The organism is Streptococcus oricebi, from assembly GCF_017883985.1.
Classification (GTDB): Bacteria; Bacillota; Bacilli; order Lactobacillales; family Streptococcaceae; genus Streptococcus; species Streptococcus oricebi.
The window spans coordinates 157,546-174,674 of the sequence record NZ_PRDG01000001.1; the positions used below are offsets into that span (position 1 = coordinate 157,546).

Here is a 17,129-nt window from a genome sequence, read left to right on the forward strand (position 1 = left end):
GACTACTTGTCCCTATTATATCATAAAAAAAGAGGCTGAGACAGGAGTCTCCAACCTCTACAACTACGATGCCTCTACCCAAGGAAGTCCTTGAGCCAGTATCAAGAGACTGGGAAATTTTTAGGAAAGTTCCCAGCCCCTGATATATCTAATATCTCGGTCTGAGGATAACTAGATTCCCTTTTCTTCTCTTTGTTTTTTCCAAAATTGTTCTTTTTGGTAATAAATGTAGCTGCGTTCTTCTTCTAGCCGATACTTTTCAGCTTCTAGGTCAGCCATACTTTCCTGGTAGCCTTCCTCATTGTCTAGCATGGCCTTGCGATGGGCGGTCTTATCAAAATAAGCCGAGCGATCGTCACCGGTACTGGTCTCAAAACGCTCGATTGAATTGATAATATCATGGAAGATTTCGTCGACCTGGTCGTGCAAGTCCTTAGCTAAATCGAGGTGCTTATTGATTTCTCTTAGCTCCGCCTTACATCTAGCCTCCTTGGCTAAGAGGGCCTCCCAGCTTTCATTTATGGCTTTTTCCTGATGATTATAACTCATGAACTTACCTCACTATCTCTTTTACTTGTTTTTTAACTCCATTAAAAACTTCTCTTTTCGATAGCGTAAATATCCCTGTTCTTCCTCTAAACGATACTTCTCGGACTCTAGCATGGTCCGGTTCTTCTGATACTTGTCCTCGGCCTCTGCAAGCATCTCTAGGTGCTCCTGCCTTTGGGGACTTTCTAGATAATTCTGTCCCTGCATCTTGGCTAGCTCTTCTAGATTTTTAATCATTTCCAAAAAGAAATCCTGATACTTGTGATAGAGGCTAGTGTGCATAGACAGGTGCTTGTCCAACTCCCATAAGCGACGCTGATAAAGTTCTTCCTCTTGACCAAAGACTGCTAAAATCTCCTCTACAAGCCCTTCTTGACTAGGGCTATCCTTCTCTAAATTCTCTAGCATCTAACCACCTCACTTCTCCATTATAACACAAGTCGCCCACTTCTTCAGTAGAAAAACAAAACTCCAAAGCCCAAAGGCTCTGAAACACTGTTTGAAACTTAAGGTGACCGCCAATAATGTTTAGGTCAGGCTGGGAGTTCATACCAGCAATAATCGGTTTAGCCTTTTCAATCAGTTGGCGAACATGGTCCAACAGCGGGGAAGCTTGATGGGCTTCCTTATTTTCCCAGACTTCCAAAACATAGACCGCATTTGCTTCTTCTGGATTGCGACTAATCAGGTAAGTATAACAGCCTGCTAGACCTTTCATGCTTTCAACAGTTTCTAGGCTTATTGTCAACTGTAGCGGGTGACGAAAAACCAAATATCAAAAGAGCCTTGAGCTACCTAAAGGGTCCAGCTCAAAGCTCTCATTTTTTGTCCTTGAATTGCTTATCAATCGAATCTACTAGCTTGCCCATTACATAGCTCAACTGTAAATTTCTAAGGATTAAAAAAGCACAGAAAATCGCTATAAAATAACGTCCTTGCATGAATGATTCGTTAAAAAAATAGGTTTGCAGGGCCGTAAAAAAGGCCATGGTAAAAAATTGTCGTCTGTTCATACCTAAAGTATAACATATATTTGCGAAACTTCCAAAATATTAGTCAATTTTGCAGAAAGTTTATCCAAAAAACTTGTGGCCAACTAGACCAAAACCAAATATCAGCCAAACCTGCCTCTTAAAAATAAATCAAGCTCCCTAAATACTAGGGAGCCCTTACAAGGACTAATCCTCTTGAATGGTGATTTGCTGGGCTAGAAAGTCATAGTCTGGGGGAATTAACTCCTCTTCTGGGGCAGGCTCCTCTTGCCTATCTTGCTTAGAGCGATTTTTAGCTGAAAACTCCGCCCGAATCTGACTCCAATCCGCCTGAGAAATGGCTAAAATCTCCGGTGAAAAGCCCGCCACCTTGCTTAGGATATTGCCAAACATGGTATTGAGATTATCCCTTTTCATGGTTTGTCCGGCATTAAAGTTGGACTCAAAGGCCAGGATTGCATGGCCCTCATTGGCTGCCACAGGCTGGGAGCCCGTCAGAAGGGCCCGATCAGCCCCAACCAAACTTTCAATCACTTCGGCCCAGGCATTCTGCAACTTAATCAAGTTAGAACGAGCCAAGTCAGGATTTTCAACCGCCTCTTGTAAAATAGCATCCACCTTGGCCCTATCCACCTTATACTCCTTATTGGAACGTTGATTGCCAGGATTGGACTTGCTAGCCTTACTCGCTGGCTGAACACCTGCTTGCTTGAGCTGGGATAATTCTGCCTTGAGACTGGCCAGTTCTTCTTTGAGACCAGCCAATTCCTTTACAAGCTCCTCCGATAAAGGTTGACTGTTAGCTACTGCCTCCTCGGCCAAACGCAGGGTCATCATTTCAGCATAAATTTTGGGCTGTAAACTCTGTTTAATACTGGCCAGACTAGCTGTTGCCTGGTCAATCATAGCTAGGATTTGACCTTGAGGGGCAGCTAGATTGGCTGAAAAAATAGGGCTATGGTGACTATTTTCTCCGCCGGCCTGAACAATCAAAAGGTCTCGCAAATATTGCAACAAATCTGTTACAAAACGAGTCATATTTTTCCCGCTATCAAAAATCAAGTCCAGTTTTTCCAAGGCCTGGCTCCTGTCTTGCTTGAGCAGGGCCTCTACATAATAATCCAGGGCTTCTAAACTAATAGAGCCAGTGATTTCCTCAGCCACCGCTAGAGTTAATTCCTGATTTTGACTGAGACTAAGGGCCTGGTCCAAGATAGAAAGTGCATCCCGCATACCCCCTTCGGCCTGACGGGCAATCATGGATAAGGCCGCTGTTTCAGCCTTGATTTTCTCCTTATCCAAGATATAGGCCAAGTGTTCTTCAATAGCCTTGGTCTTAATCGCCTTAAACTCAAAACGTTGGACCCGAGAAAGAATGGTAGCCGGAATCTTATGCAATTCTGTTGTTGCTAGGATAAAGACCACATTTTCTGTCGGCTCCTCCAGGGTCTTTAAGAGGGCATTAAAGGCTCCCGTTGAGAGCATGTGGACCTCATCAATGATATAAACCTTATGGGGGGCCAAACTAGGAGCATAGGTCGACTTATCCCGAATATCTCGAATTTCATCAACCCCATTGTTTGATGCTGCATCAATCTCAATGACATCTTCTAGACTACCCTCTGTAATGGCCTGGCAAATATAGCAGTCATTGCAAGGCTCGCCATTCTTTTGATTGGGACAGTTCATGGCCTTGGCAAAAATCTTGGCCACACTAGTCTTACCAGTTCCCCGAGGTCCTGAAAATAGATAGGCATGACTGATTTTATTTTCTTCAACCGCCTGACGCAGGGTAGTCGCCACCACTTCCTGGCCTACCAACTGCCCAAAGGTCTGGCTACGGTATTTTCGATATAGAGCCTGATACATTAAGCTTTCTCCCCAAACATGTTAAAATTCCACTCGGTCTTTTGAACCAAGATTTCAACAAACTTTTCTAAATATTCTTGATCAATCTGATCATAATCCGCCAGCACTGACGAATCCAAGTCTAGCACACCTAAGAGGGAGCCGTCTTTTAACATGGGCACCACAATCTCACTCTTGGCAGCACTATCGCAAGAAATATAATTGTCGTGCTTGGCCACATCGTCCACAATCATGGTCTCTTGCTTACTTGCGACCTCGCCACAGACACCCTTACCTAGGGCGATATGGACACAGGAAACCCCACCCTGAAAAGGCCCCAGGATTAACTCTTGGCCATCATAAAGATAAAAACCAGTAAAAACCGACTGGGGCAGAGCTTGATTTAAAAGAGCCGCACTATTGGCCAGATTAGCCAGGGCATTGGACTCCCCTTCCAAAAGGGCTTCCAACTGGGCTAGTAATAACTGATAAAGCGAAATTTTTTCTGAATGTGTCATGCTACTATTATAACAAAAAATCACCCTCACGGGTGATTTTTATTTGCTACGTTTGAAATAGATACTCATAGTCTGAAATGGATTTATCTCACTAGATTTAATAAATTCATTTACCAGTAACAATTAGTATAAGAACACAAATTACTCTTTTGCTTTTCCAATCTGGTAATAGACCCAAGTTGGATTTTTTTCAAATCGTAGAACTTGCAGACCTAATTCATTCAAATAATTTTTGAAATGTGACAAATCTTTGAACTCCGCTAAATAGTAGCTCACTTTGCTTCATTCGCATGCTAGTACCAGCTGCCCTTCAGGCTGCAAGATCCGCTTGATTTCTAGCAGAGATTCAGTCAAATCCGTCCAATGAAAATGCGTTTGAAAAGCACAAACAAGGTCAAAACTCTCGCTCTCATAAGCTGTATGGGCGATATCTTTCACCTCAAAATTTATAGTCTTGCTCAACTTTCTGGCTTCGGCTATGGCAGTCTCAGAAATATCTAGACCATAGATTTGAGCGTTTGGAAAAAGCTGCTTGAGCCGCAGGGTCGAGCGACCATTTCCCACACCAATATCTAAAATCTTTGAAACATCCTGCCGAGGAGTGAAAGACAAGGCCCGGTCAACCATGGGCAAATAAGCTCTATTCCAAATTTTCATCATCAAACGCCCCACAAACCCCTGAGGGTGTTTGGATTGCTGAAGCAGATAATAAATTGAGAAGGTAAAACAAATGACTAGAATAAAAATAGGAACCACAGTAACCTCTACTTTCCGCTAGCTAAAGAATCTACCAAGTACTCTTCATAGTCTTTGACAAAGAGCCGCTGTCCTTTGGCAATGACGGGCAGACCCTCGCTTTCCAATTTCTTCTTTTGGGCGGAAAGACCACCCGGATATTTGCTGTTGAGCTCGCCGCCCGCTTTAAGGACACGCCAATAGGGCAAATTGTCGTCCTTCCAAGTCAGAACAAGAAGGCCAACGCCCGTTTCAAATGGATTGGTAAACTGAATGCCGCGCTTAGCAGTCATGTATTCTCGCAAGCTAGCTAGGGTCGAAACCTTACCCGCAGGAATGTGCGCCAGCAAATATTTGTAGTCATCTGGCGGCAAAAAGGCTTCTCTTTTTCGATTTCGACTGGACATATTAGACCTTGTTTTCATATTTATCCTTGTAAATTTTCTTAGCTTTTTGGGTGTATTTTTTGATAAAATCCCCCTTAGCCTCGGTATAGGCATCGCGATTGTGCTCATACTGCTTCCAAAGAGCTAGCTTGAGCTGCTCATACTCCTTAGCAATCGCAGTGTGTTCTTTTAGATAATCCCGAAAATAGAGCTCATCATGGTCACCAGCATAACGGACATGAAGGTGAAAAACCTTGTCTGCAAAGCCAGCTGGCGTGTAACCTTTATTAAAAGACAGTCGCTTCTCGCTTTCTGACATGAGCAAGTAGCCATTTTGCAGCAAAAGTGTTTTTACTTCCGTCATCTTGGTCTTTGGAGGAATTTCCAAAAGAATATCGACAATGGGCTTAGCCCAGATAGTGGCAACTGAGGTGCTGCCGATGTGGCTGATACGGCTCACTTGTTCAGGCCTAAAAATCGACAAAAGTCGCACCTTTTCTTTCTCATACCAGTCCAACCAGTTGTCATCATGCGGCTCCAAAAAAATCGGAAACAGCTGCCACAATTCCTCCAAAGTCATCTCTTCCAATGCTTTTGTTATAGCTTCCTCCTATCGGTCCTATTATCAGAAATTCTTTAAAAATAAAGCAAACCGTAGCAAACCAAGACACTAATAAGACTAAATAGCGAACCAATCAGATAGTACTCGGCGAAGGACTGGCTTTCAGAAATCTTATTGTAGCGGGCGATAGACTTGGCGGTAAAGACCAGGCCAATGGAGGCATACTGGCCAAAAATCAAGGAAAGGCCCATAATCAAGCGCTCCAAACGACCAATCATGGCTCCTGCACCTGCAATAGTGTCCTGATTATCCTCTCTAGCTTGATACTTGCTAAAGAAGAGCTTAAAGATGATATTGACAGGCTTACCAATCAAGGCAAAGAAAAGGAGGGCCTGCAGGACACTCGCAGCACCTTGCAACCACTGGGGATTTTTCTGATTTGCCAGCAAGAAATAAAGCAGGAAAATGGCCAAGAAATGTAGGATTTGGTCCAAAAGGAAAGCATATTTTTCCAAGTTTCTTCTCTGAACAAAGGCATTACTATGAAATTTAAGAAAATCAATAGCCACATGGCTGAGCCAGACCAAGAAGAAAAAGAGGAAATTGCTCGGAAAAATCAGGCTCAAGACAAGTAAGGGCAGGCAGACAAGGCCTAAATGTAGGATTAAAAAGGGAAGACGTTTGACCTTCAAATCCGCCATTCTCTGACTTTGAAGTTGGAAATCTGATAGAACATGGGCTAGAAGCACCAAGACTAGGATTGGATTGTGCAAATAAAAATCTGCAAATCCCCAAAAATTAGCTAACATCTTCATCCTCTCTTTCTGCTGCTTGCAAGATTAGCTTGATAGCCTGCTTCTTGCTCCTTAGATAAATTTTCAAACCACTGGCCTTGACCCTTTTGTTAAGGGCACTAGGACTGACTCCAAGCAGACTAGCCACTTCCTTATTGGAAAATTTTTCCCGATAAATCCCCTGGTCCAAAAGGCTGGCTAAAATTTCGGTCTGGGCCTGGGTCCACTTCCCCTTGATAAAGGAGGCTGCTGCTAGAATACTGTTAACTAGCTGGCTGGTCGCTTGATCCGGCAGACAAACAGCTAAGTGATTGCTGCCATAGTCATTCTTGGCATGAATCTGATTGATGGCCTCACGCGCCCGCCAATAAGCCGGCCCGTCCGAGCCGATACTCTGCTTGGGATTGATTTGGGTCGACATTTGCCCCAGCCCGATTCCAAAGCGAATTTGATAAGGCTCAAAAGCCAAGCTCAAATAATCAATCATCTCAAATAAAGCCTCATTAGGTTTTAAAAGGGCCTGAAATTCATCGCCCGTTGTTACCGTAAAGGGCGATACCAGCCAGTTCTGGTATTTCTGATTAAGCTCATCCATCAGAGACAGTAGCTTTTCTTGGGCCTGACCTCGGTCAGCAATTTTCTTGGAATCAATAATATCTCCAATCAAGGCAATATAAATCATCTCTCCACCTCCTAATATCCATTATAGCGGATATTTTTTAAAATTTCCATTATAAGGGATATTTTTGAAAATCAAGCTTTGGAAGGCGATTTTTTCCTGCAGGTAATTGTGGATACATAGCTTCCACCAGCCACAGAGAAAATCTTTGTCATCTACTTAATCATTTCCTTTGTATTCGGATAAGAAAGTTCATAGATTTGCTCTACCAGCGCAGCGGCAAGGACAGGCTTGAGCAGCAAGCGATTATCATAAATACCGCCATCATCCGCCCTTTATAATAAAGAATCTACTCGCCCATCATCGCACGATAGCTAATCTCCTTTAAATCTGCCAGCTGCTTCAATACAAAATTCAAATCTTCCTCACTTGACGCCATAGCCACCTCCTATTGCCCCTTATTATAACAAAATCGCGGAAAACTTTCCGATAAAAAAGGGAGTGGGACAGCTCCAATAGTCTGGGAGACTATTGGAGGTTGTAAATAAAGTAAGCAAAACTTATCACAAAAAACTTAAAAGGAATAGTTCGTCAGCTTTCTTGTTTCTAGGCTGACGTTTAAACAGTCCAGTGGACTGTGTAAGGTTGCGGATGAAACAAGCAAAGCTTGTATCAAAATCCGAAGTCGGTAAAGGCGAATGAAGTTTCAAGGCATTCGATGAATGACTGGAAAGAAGGGAAAGACCGGAAGCTGTTAGCTTGCAGGAAAGCAAGTGTAAAGCGACGCGGCTACCGCGTCTAGCACATAAACCGAATGTCTTTCAGAAGCCAAAGACTGTTATCTCGACCTCTCTTGTTTTTTAATGCTTCTGATACTGGATTGCGCCTGCCAACGGGCTCCCTATCTTGTAATTGAACTCGGGCTAAAAACTTCTGAAATTAGACAAACCTTCCTAGAAGCTGAAGCTTCTAGGAAGGTTTCCTAAATTTCTCTCGTTTTCTTAACGCCCTCGTATCTTATTTAATAATACTCTCCTTGGCGGTAGTCCCAAGAGTTAAAGGTATCGCCTAGGTGCATCATGATTTTATCGATGTCTAGTCCTTTGCGGATTACCACTGGGCATGGGCTAATGGAGCGTTGTCCACCTTGTTCAGGAATGAGCTTGCCGTCCTTGTCCACCATAGAAACCATAACTCCTTGCTCATAGCGGGTTTCGATGGTCTTGTCTGGCTGGATAGAGGCTACATAGTCATCTGCTTCAATAACCAAATCTACCGCATTTTCAATGCGTTCTCCAATTCCTTCCACCTTCCCGCGGTTTCCTTTTCCTGATGGGTTGGCTGATGAAGCATAGACCATTTTGCCCTCTTCCCAGAGCTTGGCTGCTAGTTGCTCACCTGCCACTCCAAACTTAATAACAAAACAGCTGGTCCCTCTGCTATCGGTCATTAGCTCCTCGCGACCATCACCATAAGCCTTAAGCTTTTCCATTGCCTCTGCTTTCCAAGGCAGGATACAGCCCAGCAGAATATCCTCATCCCAATGTTTTTGGTAGAAGGCTTCAATCTCAGGTGTGAGTTGGGCCAGAGCTCTCAGCTCATCCATACTACCACAAAGGACTACTCCTGGTTTATTGCGCTTGCGTTCCTTAGCCTCAAACTTACGCTCAAGACCTGCCCGGTCACTGGTCATGATGATATAGCCGACCTTGGTTGGACAGACTAGACAGCCCCCTTGACCTTGAAGAATTTCTAAACCTTCTTGTGAAATTTGTCCTGTCCATTGAATGTGTTTTGTCATTATTTTTCTTCCTTTTCTAAACGTTTTATGTCTTCTTCCTCCCGCCAGTAGGCAGGTCTTGTTTGTTCATATTTTGCAATCAAATCCTCATATTGGAGGGTGATTCCGATATCATCTAAACCGTTGAGGAGCTTATGCTTCCATTCACCATCAATCTCAAAAGAAAATTCGCCAACTGGTGAAAAAATCTTTTGCTCCTCCAGGTTGATAGTCACTTGGTCTGTGGATTTTAGGGAGGCTAATTTCTGCCTGACTTCCAAGGGTTGAACAATGGGCAGCATGCCATTATTTAATTCATTGTTATAGTGGATGTCCCCGAAAGAGCCAGCTATAACCACCTTAAAACCATAGTCAGCCAGGGCCCAGGCGGCATGTTCCCGCGAGGAGCCAGCCCCAAAGTTATCGCCTGTAATCAGGATAGTCGCCTTCCGATAGGGTTCCTGGTTAAAGATAAAATCGGGGTTTTCTGTATAGCGGCTATCTAGGTAACGCCAAGCGTACATCAGATACTTACCAAAACCCTTCTTATCAATCAATTTCAGAAATTGCTTGGGAAGAATTTGGTCGGTATCGATATTATCATTCATCAAAGGGACCGTCGTCCCTGTATAAATCGTGAATTTTTCCATAGACCTCCTTACTGTGCCTCTGGCATTTGCCTGACATCGACAAAGCGGCCGGCAATGGCGGCGGCGGCAGCCATGGCTGGGCTACAGAGGTGGGTCTTGGCCCCAAAACCTTGTCGGTCCTCAAAGTTTCGATTACTAGTCGAGGCGCAATGAACCCCATCGGGAACCTTGTCCGGATTCATTCCCAGACACATCGAGCAGCCAGGGTCTCGCCATTCAAAGCCTGCATCCATAAAAATTTTATCCAGGCCCAGCTTTTCAGCAGCCCTTTTAACCGGGCGGGAACCTGGCACAACAATGGCTGTGAGGTTAGGAGCAATATGCTTACCTTTAACAAAGCGGGCAGCCAACTGCAAATCACTGAGACGGGCATTGGTACAAGAACCGATAAAGATATAGCCCAGGTCAATATCTTCTGGCTTTTGGCCCGGCTCCATGTCCATATAGCGATAGGCCCGCTCATCATTCATGTCCCGAATCTCCGGAAAGGAGTCATGAAACTCTACACTCATAGAGGGATTGGTTCCCCAGGTCACCATGGGAGCCAGCTCGGAAACATCAATCTGGATCACCTTGTCATAGACAGCATCCGGATCACTAACCAAGGTTTTCCAGTCTGCTACTGCTGCTTCAAAATCTCGGGGGGCATTGGCCCGGCCTCGTACATAATCATAGGTCTTTTGATCTGGATTCATAATGCCCATTTTAGAGCCGAATTCGATGGACATATTGCAGATAGTCATCCGCTCCTCCATGCTCAAATGCTCAATGGCATCTCCAGTGTATTCAACCACATAGCCGACACCGGCTGCAACACCATAGCGGGCAATCAAGGCTAGGATAAAGTCCTTAGAGTAGACCCCCTTGGGTGGTGTCCCGATAAACTCGACCAACATCTTTTTGGGCTTGACCTGCCAGATAGTCTGGGTGGCAAAGACATGCTCCACCTCGCTGGTCCCAATCCCAAAAGCAATAGAGCCAAAGGCACCATGGGTGGCCGTATGACTGTCTCCACAAACGATAAATTTGCCAGGCTGGGTCTTGCCCGTCTCTGGTCCTACCATGTGGACAATTCCTTGTAGCTCTGAGCCATGGTCTGCATGCTCTATCCCAAACTCTGCTACATTTTCAGAAAGTTTATCAATCTGGGCCTTGGAAATAACATCTCGAATATCAAAAATATTGACAGTCGGAACATTGTGATCGAAAGTCCCATAGGTCAAATCGGGACGCCTGACCTTGCGGCCAGCCTCGCGCAAGCCCTGAAAGGCCTGGGGACTGGTTACTTCATGAATGTAATGTTGGTCTACATACATGAGTTGAGGCTCGCCTTCTTTACCGACTACAAGGTGACGGTCCCATAATTTATCAAAAATCGATTTTCCACTCATTTTAGATTCTCCAAATAAAGTAAACTAGTAAGCCCTGCAAGAAGCTACCTAGGAGCCAGGCTAGCCAAAAATACCATTTTCTAGTCTTATGATGAAAATAATTACCAGCCAAAAGGGCCCCAAAACCAGCAAATAGCAAGCTAAAAGTCAACAAGGTCTGCTCTGATATGCGATAAAGGTGCTTTCTAGCCCTTCTCTTATCAAGACCATAAAGGATAAAAACCCAGCCATTCCAAATCAGCAGAATAATCGCAATCAACCATTTCATAGATTTCTAATAATTGCCTCCGTCATTTCTGTCGTACTAGCCGATCCTCCCAGATCTCTGGTCAAAATTCCCTGGGCAAAGGTCTGCTCTACCGCTATTTCTACGGCTTCTGCTGCAGCTCCTTGGTCAAAGCTTTCCCGCAACATCATGGCCACCGATAAAATCATGCTGACTGGATTAGCCAGACCTTGGCCTGCAATATCTGGCGCCGATCCATGAATAGGTTCATAAAGGCTGGGACCGGTCTCAGAATGGCTGGCCGAAGGCATAACCCCCAGCGTCCCTGCCAGGACACTGGCCTCATCAGAAAGAATATCGCCAAAGAGATTTTCTGTCACCAGCACATCAAAGCGGGCAGGATCTATAATCATCAGCATAGCGGCACTGTCCACCAACTGGTGGTCTAACTGCACATCAGGATAATCCTTGGCCACCTCTATCAAGACCCTGCGCCAAAGTTTGGAAGTGGCTAGGACATTTTGTTTATCAATACTGGTCACGCGCTTCTTGCGCCTACTTGCTATCTCAAAGGCCTGGCGAGCAATGCGCTCGATTTCCTCATAACTATAAGCATTGATATCTTCTGCCCGCCTATCTTCTAGGTGGTGCTGGCCAAAATAAATCCCTCCGGTCAATTCCCTAACCACTACAAAGTCTACACCCTTGATGCGTTCCTCCTTTAAAGGAGACAGATGTCTAAGGGGATCAAAAATCTTGACTGGCCGAATATTGGCAAAGAGGCCCAGTTCCTGCCTGAGCATTAAGAGCCCCCTTTCGGGACGAATGTGAGCCTCGTCATACTGGGGAGCCCCAATCGCTGCCAATAAAATAGCATGGGCTCCTTTACAGGCCGTCAAGGTCTCTGCTGGCAGGGGATGACCGTGGCGGTCAATAGCTGCTCCACCAAAGTCTCTTTCTTCTACCTGATAGGTCAGGGAGAATTTTTTGGCCACTGCTGTCAAAACCTCTAGGCCTGCTGCCATAATCTCCGGCCCGATACCATCTCCAGCCAGAGCTACAATCTTTTTTGTCATCTTTTCACTTTCTAACTAATCATTGTCTGGAAGGTCACGATAGGAAAGCCTTGGACCAAACTGGCCTTCATTTTCCTTTTGTACAAAGGCATTGGCATGAATATAGGCAATGGCGCTAGCCTTTAGAACATCAAAGTCCAAACCAGAGGCGTTAAAGACCGTATCTGTATCTACATTTTCAACAGCCACTAGCACTCGAGCCTGCGAGTCGATACCGTCAGTAACGGCCTCGATATTGTAAGACAAGAGTTTGACCTCCTGCTTAAAGAACTGGTCTACCGCATTGAAGATTGCCTCGACACTTCCCTGGCCTTCAGCCACACATTGAACGCTTTCCCCAGCTTCATTGACCAGGCGAACGCTAGCTGTAATAGTCTTGTCCTCATTGGTGACCAGAAGCAGGTCATCAAAGTGAAAGCCTTCTGGATTTTCGATGACCACACCAGCCACCAGAGCCCGAATATCTGCATCTGTGACCTGTTCTTTCTTATCAGCCAGGGCCTTGAAACGGGCAAAGAGTTGATCCAGTTCTGCTTCCTCAAAGTCCAAGGCCAGCTCCTTCAATTTTTCAAGAAAGGCATGGCGACCAGACAACTTACCTAGAGGCAGAGAATTGCTCTTGACACCGACCAGTTCGGGAGTGATGATTTCATAGGTCAGAGGATTTTTCAAAACACCATCCTGATGGATACCAGACTCGTGAGAGAAGGCATTGCCTCCGACTACCGCCTTATTCTTAGGTACAGCAATTCCTGAAAAACGAGAGACCAATTCGGATGTATTCATGGTTTCAGCCAGCTTCAAATCTGTCTCGACCTGGTAGTAGTCGGAGCGAATTTCTAGGGCGACTGCTACCTCCTCTAGGGCTGCATTTCCAGCCCGCTCACCGATTCCGTTGATGGTCCCCTCAACCCGTCTGGCACCATTTTTTATGGCTGCTAGGCTGTTGGCCACCGCCATTCCCAAATCATCATGGCAATGGGGACTGTAGATGATTTCCCGGTCTGTCTTGACATGACTAATCAAATAGCTAAAGATTTGGCCGAAAGCTTGGGGAGTTGTAAAACCAACTGTATCAGGGATATTGATATAGCTAGCTCCTGCATCGACAGCTGTTTGGACAACTTCCAGTAGAAAGTCAAGCTCTGTTCTGGTTGCATCTTCTGGAGAAAATTCAACAATCTCAAATTTTGAACGGGCATAGCTCACATGCTCCTTGATAGCTGCTAGAATCTCTTCCTTACTTTTCTTTAGCTTGTACTTACGGTGGATTGGACTAGTGGCAATAAAGACATGGATTTGAGGATACTTAGCCTCCTTTAGGGCCTCGTAGCAGGCATCAATATCTGACTTAACCGAGCGGGCTAGGCCGGTGACCGAAGCCTTGGTAATAGTCTGAGCAATGGCCTGAACGGCTAAGAAAGAGTCGGGACTGGCCGCAGGAAAACCTGCTTCAATGGCCGAAATTCCCCACTTTTCTAGCTGCTTGGCAATGGCTACCTTTTCTCGAATGGAAAAATTAACACCCGGGGTCTGCTCACCGTCTCGCAAGCTCGTGTCAAGAAATTCAACTTTAGTCATGAATTCGCTCCTTTTCTGAAAGTTGTAAAATAAAAAACATCTCGCGACCAAGCGAGATGTTTGAGCATGCCCGCTTGGTAAGCCAAACAGGACTAATGCTTTCGCACTAGCCCGAGTAAATCAACAACAAGTTAAATGATTGAGACTTGATTGTAGACATGTTTAGCTTGCTCCTTCGATGTTATTACTTAGCATTTTATCACAGTAAAAAATAGATGTCAATGAAAAATCGAACTTTTCTGAAAATTTCGGCAGCTTGCTTGAACTAAAATCGCTGTCAAGACTAGTCAGACCTGGCTCTTAATCCTGGCGAGCCTCTTCCAAAATTTTTGAGATTTTGGTATTGATAAGATCAATAGCAACGAGGTTGCTGACCCCTTCAGGGATAATCACATCCGCATAGCGCTTGGTCGGCTCGATAAACTGGTGGTACATAGGTTTCACTACGCCTAGATACTGCTCAATCACACTATCGAGGCTCCGCCCCCGCTCCTCCATATCCCGCTTAATCCGACGGATGATCCGAACATCATCATCTGTGTCCACAAAGATTTTAATGTCCATGAGCTCCCGTAACCGCTTGTCCTCCAAGACCAAAATTCCCTCTACAATAAAGACATCCTGGGGCTCCTGCCGATAGGTCTTGTCACTTCTGGTATGGGCCGTATAGTCATAGGTCGGAATGTCCACTGGCCGCCCCGCCAAAAGTTCCTTGATTTGCTCAATCATCAAATCCGTCTCAAAGGCAAAGGGATGGTCATAGTTGGTCTTAATCCGCTCCTCAAAGGTCAGATGGGACTGGTCCTTATAGTAGGAATCATGCTCAATCATGGCAATTTTTTCATTAGGAAAATTAGATAAAATCGCTCGAGACACACTGGTTTTTCCACCACCAGAGCCACCTGTTACGCCAATAATAATCGGTCTATTTTGCATCGTTTTCTCCATTATGTATTATCTTATCTATTTTACCCTAAATTAGCAAATATTGCTACTAGTCTTTTTAGAGATTTGGCCTAAATCATGTTATAATAAAGGAAGCGAGGCCTGACCCGATCCAAGGCAGGTCCAAGACAACCAGAAACCTTCCCCTTAGAAAAGAGGTAAAGATGCTTCAACTAGGAATTATCGGGACTAGTTTTATTTCCCACGAATTTATCAAGGCAGCAAAGCTCAGCCAAAAATATAGTTTACGGGCGGTTTATTCCCGCACGCTGACTAGCGCTGAACGCTTTGTTCAAAATTATGGTCCAATCGCCATCTATACCGAAATGGTCGAATTTCTCTCTAGTGATATGGACATTGTCTATATCGCCAGCCCCAATTCGCTCCACTTCAATCAAGCCAAGGTAGCCATTTTGGCCCGCAAACATGTGATTATCGAAAAACCAGCCGTATCTCGGCCAGAAGAATGGCAGGAACTGGTTAAATTAGCTGAGGAGCACCAGGTCTACCTCTTTGAGGCCGCCCGCAATTATCACGAAAAGGCCTGGGAGAAAATTGCTGCCTTCCTCAAAAATCAGACCCTTTTGGGAGCCCATTTCACCTATGCCAAATACTCCTCAAAAATGCCAGCCCTACTAGCAGGTCAAGAGCCCAATGTCTTTTCTGCCAAGTACGCTGGTGGAGCCTTAATGGATCTTGGAATCTATCCCATCTATGCCGCCATCAAGTTATTCGGAGCACCTCTTGAAGCCCACTACCAGGCCCAGCAACTGCCCAATAGCATCGACTTGAATGGAGCAGGCCAGCTGACTTATCCAGGCTTTCAAGTCCATTTTCAAACAGGAAAAAATATCAATAGTTTTCTGCCAGCAGAAATCTATACCAACCAAGGGACCTTAAGCCTCAATTCTATTGAAGAGGTTGGCTCTGCTATTTTTAAAGACCTAGATGGGCAAGAAAAAGAAATCCCACTAGAGCCAGCCAGCCACCCCATGCTAGAAGAGGCCCGCTATTTCGCCCGGGTCATCGAAGGCAAGGACCCGGCTGACTATCAAGAAGCACTAACAGCTGCTAGCCTTGTCCACCAAACCTTATTTAAACTCCGCCAGGACGCTGGCATTCACTTCGAGGGAGACACAGATGACCATAAAAGATAAACTACCCTTGCCTTGGCAAGAAGAATTAGAAAAACTAGGCTTTGAAAAGCTAAGTCCCATCCAGGAAGCAGCCTTTACTCCGATTATGGAAGGAGAGAACCTTTTGGGGGTCAGTCCAACAGGGACGGGTAAAACCCTGGCCTATCTCTTTCCCAGCCTTCTAAAGCTCCAAGCTAGAAAGGCCCAACAACTCCTGATTTTGGCCCCTAATACCGAGCTAGCTGGACAAATCTTTGAGGTCGTGAAAGATTGGGCTGGCTTGCTCGAGCTGCAAAGCCAACTCTTTATTTCCGGCTCCAGTCAAAAAAGGCAGATTGAACGTCTGAAAAAAGGTCCGGAAATCCTAATCGGAACACCTGGCCGAATTTTTGAATTGGTCAAGCTAAAAAAGATTAAAATGATGCAAGTCAATACCATTATCCTGGATGAATTTGACCAATTATTGGAAGACTCCCACTATCATTTCGTTGACAAGATTATCCACTATGTTCCTAGAAACCAACAACTGATTTACATGAGCGCTACGACCAAGTTTGACCAAGCCAAGCTAGCAGCAGGAACCCAGCGGATTGAGATAAATAATCAAGCCATGGATCAAATCAAGCACTACTATCTCCAAGTCAGCAAACGAGATAAGGTGGAACTCCTTAGAAAATTGAGCAATATCCCCGACTTTAGGGGGCTGGTCTTTTTCAATTCCCTTTCTGACCTAGGCAATGCTGAGGAGAAGCTCCAATACCGAGGGGCTGATGCTTTTTCATTAGCTAGCGATGTCAATGTCAAGTTTCGTAAGGTCCTTCTGGATAAGTTTAAGGACCACCAGCTAACCCTCCTACTAGCTACCGACTTAGTTGCTAGGGGAATTGATATTGACTCCTTAGAATGCGTCATTAACTACGAGGTCCCCAGGGATTTGGAAACCTATACCCATCGCTCGGGGCGGACAGGCCGAATGGGAAAGGAAGGAACTGTTATCACCCTGATTAGCCAAGCGCAGGACCTAAAAGACTTGAAGAAATACGCCCAGCCCCAAGAATTGATTTTAAAAAATCAAAAACTTTATCTGGCTTAAACTAATAACTAAAGGTCTTGCTTGGGCAGACCTGAAATAAAAAAGTAGTGAGAAAGTCTCCCATAAGGGCCTCTCACTACTTTTTTATTTTACTTAAAATTATATCCTTGTCTTTTAGCTTTGATCATCACAAAAAATGGCAAGAGCCCTAGGCTAGTCCAAGCCTCTTCCAGCTAGCTGGAAGCTCTCCTAGCAAGGCTTGAAAAAAGACCCCCTCCTCTTTCTGGGAACTGCCCGACAAGTAGGAT

19 protein-coding genes and 2 pseudogenes are annotated in these 17,129 nt (G+C 45.0%); 2 read left to right on the forward strand and 19 right to left on the reverse strand.

The genetic code is table 11. The features are described from left to right. Positions 1-171: 171 nt before the first annotated feature. The 19 genes and pseudogenes from C4K46_RS00700 to udk all read right to left on the reverse strand — a co-directional run bounded on the left by C4K46_RS00700 (position 172) and on the right by udk (position 14,643). On the reverse strand, positions 172-549 hold the full coding sequence (locus C4K46_RS00700) for a hypothetical protein (protein ID WP_209626370.1): 378 nt from the start codon (positions 547-549) through the stop codon (positions 172-174). 21 nt (positions 550-570) lie between these two features. Further along, positions 571-957 carry a hypothetical protein gene (locus C4K46_RS00705; protein WP_209626371.1) on the reverse strand — a complete coding sequence of 129 codons (387 nt, stop codon included), beginning with the start codon at positions 955-957 and terminating at the stop codon, positions 571-573. Beyond that, positions 932-1,267 carry a putative quinol monooxygenase gene (locus C4K46_RS00710; protein WP_209626373.1) on the reverse strand — a complete coding sequence of 112 codons (336 nt, stop codon included), beginning with the start codon at positions 1,265-1,267 and terminating at the stop codon, positions 932-934. The genes C4K46_RS00705 and C4K46_RS00710 overlap by 26 nt, the downstream gene beginning before the upstream one ends. Positions 1,268-1,367: 100 nt before the next feature. After that, entirely contained in the window at positions 1,368-1,562 is a 195-nt protein-coding gene (locus C4K46_RS00715; protein ID WP_209626375.1) for a DUF3272 family protein, read from the reverse strand. Positions 1,563-1,727: 165 nt separating this feature from the next. Next, a complete protein-coding gene (gene dnaX, locus C4K46_RS00720) occupies positions 1,728-3,410 on the reverse strand; it encodes a DNA polymerase III subunit gamma/tau (RefSeq protein ID WP_209626377.1) in 1,683 nt (560 codons plus the stop codon). Beyond that, on the reverse strand, positions 3,410-3,907 hold the full coding sequence (locus tag C4K46_RS00725; protein WP_209626379.1) for a GAF domain-containing protein: 498 nt from the start codon (positions 3,905-3,907) through the stop codon (positions 3,410-3,412). Before C4K46_RS00725 ends, dnaX begins: the two co-directional genes overlap by 1 nt. A gap of 141 nt (positions 3,908-4,048) precedes the next feature. Further along, positions 4,049-4,663 (reverse strand): annotated as a pseudogene (locus C4K46_RS00730) (class I SAM-dependent methyltransferase). 8 nt (positions 4,664-4,671) lie between these two features. After that, complete coding sequence (locus tag C4K46_RS00735) at positions 4,672-5,067, reverse strand: MGMT family protein (RefSeq protein ID WP_245335093.1); 396 nt, start codon at positions 5,065-5,067, stop codon at positions 4,672-4,674. Continuing rightward, positions 5,051-5,629, reverse strand: a complete 579-nt coding sequence (locus tag C4K46_RS00740; protein ID WP_209627092.1) for a GrpB family protein — start codon at positions 5,627-5,629, stop codon at positions 5,051-5,053. Before C4K46_RS00740 ends, C4K46_RS00735 begins: the two co-directional genes overlap by 17 nt. A gap of 35 nt (positions 5,630-5,664) precedes the next feature. Beyond that, a complete protein-coding gene (locus C4K46_RS00745; protein WP_209626381.1) occupies positions 5,665-6,399 on the reverse strand; it encodes a DUF3307 domain-containing protein in 735 nt (244 codons plus the stop codon). Next, on the reverse strand, positions 6,389-7,066 hold the full coding sequence (locus C4K46_RS00750) for a SatD family protein (RefSeq protein WP_209626383.1): 678 nt from the start codon (positions 7,064-7,066) through the stop codon (positions 6,389-6,391). Before C4K46_RS00750 ends, C4K46_RS00745 begins: the two co-directional genes overlap by 11 nt. Before the next feature lie 49 nt (positions 7,067-7,115). Further along, positions 7,116-7,442, reverse strand: a pseudogene (locus C4K46_RS00755) (TfoX/Sxy family protein). A 582-nt stretch (positions 7,443-8,024) separates the two neighbouring features. Further along, entirely contained in the window at positions 8,025-8,804 is a 780-nt protein-coding gene (locus C4K46_RS00760; RefSeq protein WP_209626385.1) for an L-threonylcarbamoyladenylate synthase, read from the reverse strand. After that, positions 8,804-9,433 (reverse strand): 3-isopropylmalate dehydratase small subunit, encoded by a 630-nt coding sequence (gene leuD, locus C4K46_RS00765; RefSeq protein WP_209626387.1) that lies wholly within the window; start codon positions 9,431-9,433, stop codon positions 8,804-8,806. The genes C4K46_RS00760 and leuD overlap by 1 nt, the downstream gene beginning before the upstream one ends. 8 nt (positions 9,434-9,441) lie before the next feature. Further along, a complete protein-coding gene (gene leuC, locus C4K46_RS00770; RefSeq protein WP_209626389.1) occupies positions 9,442-10,824 on the reverse strand; it encodes a 3-isopropylmalate dehydratase large subunit in 1,383 nt (460 codons plus the stop codon). A gap of 1 nt (position 10,825) precedes the next feature. Then, the gene (locus C4K46_RS00775) at positions 10,826-11,092 is read right to left on the reverse strand and encodes a DUF1294 domain-containing protein (RefSeq protein WP_209626391.1); all 267 of its coding nucleotides are present in this window, start codon (positions 11,090-11,092) and stop codon (positions 10,826-10,828) included. Continuing rightward, positions 11,089-12,126 (reverse strand): 3-isopropylmalate dehydrogenase, encoded by a 1,038-nt coding sequence (gene leuB / locus C4K46_RS00780; protein ID WP_209626392.1) that lies wholly within the window; start codon positions 12,124-12,126, stop codon positions 11,089-11,091. Before leuB ends, C4K46_RS00775 begins: the two co-directional genes overlap by 4 nt. Positions 12,127-12,141: 15 nt before the next feature. Beyond that, a complete protein-coding gene (locus tag C4K46_RS00785; RefSeq protein WP_209626395.1) occupies positions 12,142-13,707 on the reverse strand; it encodes a 2-isopropylmalate synthase in 1,566 nt (521 codons plus the stop codon). A 300-nt stretch (positions 13,708-14,007) separates the two neighbouring features. Continuing rightward, on the reverse strand, positions 14,008-14,643 hold the full coding sequence (gene udk, locus C4K46_RS00790; RefSeq protein ID WP_209626397.1) for a uridine kinase: 636 nt from the start codon (positions 14,641-14,643) through the stop codon (positions 14,008-14,010). A gap of 173 nt (positions 14,644-14,816) precedes the next feature. Here udk and C4K46_RS00795 point away from each other — a divergent pair, with 173 nt between their 5' ends. Next, the gene (locus tag C4K46_RS00795; protein WP_209626399.1) at positions 14,817-15,809 is read left to right on the forward strand and encodes a Gfo/Idh/MocA family protein; all 993 of its coding nucleotides are present in this window, start codon (positions 14,817-14,819) and stop codon (positions 15,807-15,809) included. Further along, entirely contained in the window at positions 15,793-16,881 is a 1,089-nt protein-coding gene (locus tag C4K46_RS00800; protein ID WP_209626401.1) for a DEAD/DEAH box helicase, read from the forward strand. The genes C4K46_RS00795 and C4K46_RS00800 overlap by 17 nt, the downstream gene beginning before the upstream one ends. The last annotated feature ends 248 nt before the right edge of the window (positions 16,882-17,129 follow it).

Coding starts and splice junctions, on each gene's coding strand:
- C4K46_RS00700 (WP_209626370.1), bottom strand. CDS start 549: ATGAGTTATAATCATCAGGAAAAAGCCATAAATGAAAGCTGGGAGGCC.
- C4K46_RS00705 (WP_209626371.1), bottom strand. CDS start 957: ATGCTAGAGAATTTAGAGAAGGATAGCCCTAGTCAAGAAGGGCTTGTA.
- C4K46_RS00710 (WP_209626373.1), bottom strand. CDS start 1,267: ATGAAAGGTCTAGCAGGCTGTTATACTTACCTGATTAGTCGCAATCCA.
- C4K46_RS00715 (WP_209626375.1), bottom strand. CDS start 1,562: ATGAACAGACGACAATTTTTTACCATGGCCTTTTTTACGGCCCTGCAA.
- dnaX (WP_209626377.1), bottom strand. CDS start 3,410: ATGTATCAGGCTCTATATCGAAAATACCGTAGCCAGACCTTTGGGCAG.
- C4K46_RS00725 (WP_209626379.1), bottom strand. CDS start 3,907: ATGACACATTCAGAAAAAATTTCGCTTTATCAGTTATTACTAGCCCAG.
- C4K46_RS00735 (WP_245335093.1), bottom strand. CDS start 5,067: ATGAAAACAAGGTCTAATATGTCCAGTCGAAATCGAAAAAGAGAAGCC.
- C4K46_RS00745 (WP_209626381.1), bottom strand. CDS start 6,399: ATGTTAGCTAATTTTTGGGGATTTGCAGATTTTTATTTGCACAATCCA.
- C4K46_RS00750 (WP_209626383.1), bottom strand. CDS start 7,066: ATGATTTATATTGCCTTGATTGGAGATATTATTGATTCCAAGAAAATT.
- C4K46_RS00760 (WP_209626385.1), bottom strand. CDS start 8,804: ATGACAAAACACATTCAATGGACAGGACAAATTTCACAAGAAGGTTTA.
- leuD (WP_209626387.1), bottom strand. CDS start 9,433: ATGGAAAAATTCACGATTTATACAGGGACGACGGTCCCTTTGATGAAT.
- leuC (WP_209626389.1), bottom strand. CDS start 10,824: ATGAGTGGAAAATCGATTTTTGATAAATTATGGGACCGTCACCTTGTA.
- C4K46_RS00775 (WP_209626391.1), bottom strand. CDS start 11,092: ATGAAATGGTTGATTGCGATTATTCTGCTGATTTGGAATGGCTGGGTT.
- leuB (WP_209626392.1), bottom strand. CDS start 12,126: ATGACAAAAAAGATTGTAGCTCTGGCTGGAGATGGTATCGGGCCGGAG.
- C4K46_RS00785 (WP_209626395.1), bottom strand. CDS start 13,707: ATGACTAAAGTTGAATTTCTTGACACGAGCTTGCGAGACGGTGAGCAG.
- udk (WP_209626397.1), bottom strand. CDS start 14,643: ATGCAAAATAGACCGATTATTATTGGCGTAACAGGTGGCTCTGGTGGT.
- C4K46_RS00795 (WP_209626399.1), top strand. CDS start 14,817: ATGCTTCAACTAGGAATTATCGGGACTAGTTTTATTTCCCACGAATTT.
- C4K46_RS00800 (WP_209626401.1), top strand. CDS start 15,793: ATGACCATAAAAGATAAACTACCCTTGCCTTGGCAAGAAGAATTAGAA.